The organism is Salmonella sp. NW38 (assembly GCF_051807745.1).
Classification (GTDB): domain Bacteria; phylum Pseudomonadota; class Gammaproteobacteria; order Enterobacterales; family Enterobacteriaceae; genus Salmonella; species Salmonella enterica.
Genome location: NZ_JAMMTO010000029.1, coordinates 1 through 1,594 on the forward strand (window position 1 = coordinate 1; position 1,594 = coordinate 1,594).

Consider the following 1,594-nt stretch of genomic DNA (forward strand, 5'->3'; position numbering starts at 1 on the left):
ACCGTCACCCCGTTCCCGCCACCTGTGGCAAGGCCTTTCACTACGGTTCCGTTATTCACGGTAAGCGTGCCATTCACTGCGATACCGGAACCAGCGGCCGCAGTCCCGGTGACCGATGCGCCATCAAGGGTGTAATTACTGCCCCCGGTCAGCACCACACCGGAACCATTACCTGACGTACCGTTCAGGGTACCATTACTCAGCGTGATGTTATTACCGATTAACTTAATACCTGAACCCGTTTTACTAATGCCTGTAATCGTATTGTTACCCAGACTGACATTAGATTTATCAGTACTTTCCAGCCGAAAACCCGCCCCAGTTCCGCTGGTTCCGGTAATCGTGGCATTAACCAGATTAACCGCTGTGTGACCTAGCATGACAATAGCATCGCCAATATCATTCGTAACGTTAAGAGAAAAATTACCTAATAAATCTTTATTTGTTAGTCGATTAAGATAGATTCCTTCCTCTTGAGAACTCGTATGTATATTTAGCTGTGCATTGCCATTACCAGAAAAAGCAAACCCTGAAGTATATTTATTAAACTCAATAGTACCAAGCATACTTAACCCTTGGTGGGGAGCAGTCCCAGCAGTAACATTGAAGACAAAATCCGCGCCATCAAGGATAAAATTTGTTGTATGTGTAGCCGAGTACGCCGAAAACCTGGTATAAACACCATGACTACATGATGTCATGGACGATTTCCCACCCTTAAATGTAATCGATGAAGAACCATTATTAAAGAAGATATCATAGGTAGAACTAGGTTTAGCCCCCGTGGTAAAAGCATCACCTTTAATATCGAAACTTCCGTCAAAAACTACATTTGTATCACCCCCCGCAAAAATTTGTCCAATAACAATCGCCCCATTCCGAGTAAGATCAAGGTAGTTGTTAACATAGCCATTCATTTCTCCATGTCCAGTATTTGCAACATGGAATTCATCCGCACCGAATAACGATACCGCACCAAAGGAGGCCATATCGTCATTACTTCCTCCGATAGCACTTCCATTAATGCTCATATTAATCGAAGTCAGGTTGGCGTTGACCAGACGAACTCCCATGGAATTTCCACTATTGCCTGTAATCATAATATCGCCATCAGATGAAGTGATATTGGCTTTCACAGTAGCGTTTGTCCCGGATATCAGGACCGTCCCGTTATCCGTCTTCAGGGTGATATCCCTTTTCGCGCTGATGTTGCCCTTCGTCAGGTCGATGTTACCCCCCCCGGAGTGAACGCTGACCGCACCATCATTAACCGTGACCGTCGTACCGGTCAGCGGAACCGCACCACCGTTATCCAGCGTCAGGCTGCCGTTGCTCACCGTCACCGTCGCATTGGTGAACGCCACCCCCTTCAGGTTCACGTCCCCGCCCGCCGTCACGCTGGTATTGTTAAATATCCAGCCGCCATTGGGCGTATCCACCGAGCTGTAGTCGTGCGTCCAGCCCTTGTCTGATTTCGCGCTGTCGTCAAAAATCGCCGTGCCGTTCATTTCCACGGAGGTCATGTTCTCGATGCGCTTCGCCAGCAGCGTGTCGCGGTTAGCATCATTCACGATGCTGTTGTCCAGTACGTTCT

General features: G+C 47.9%; 1 protein-coding gene. It reads right to left on the bottom strand.

Going from position 1 to position 1,594, the window contains the following annotated elements; translation table 11 throughout:
- Positions 1-1,571, bottom strand: a 1,571-nt coding sequence (locus NA624_RS22955; protein ID WP_439040300.1) for a hypothetical protein, incomplete at its 3' end; no start/stop codon positions are given.
- Positions 1,572-1,594 lie beyond the last annotated feature (23 nt).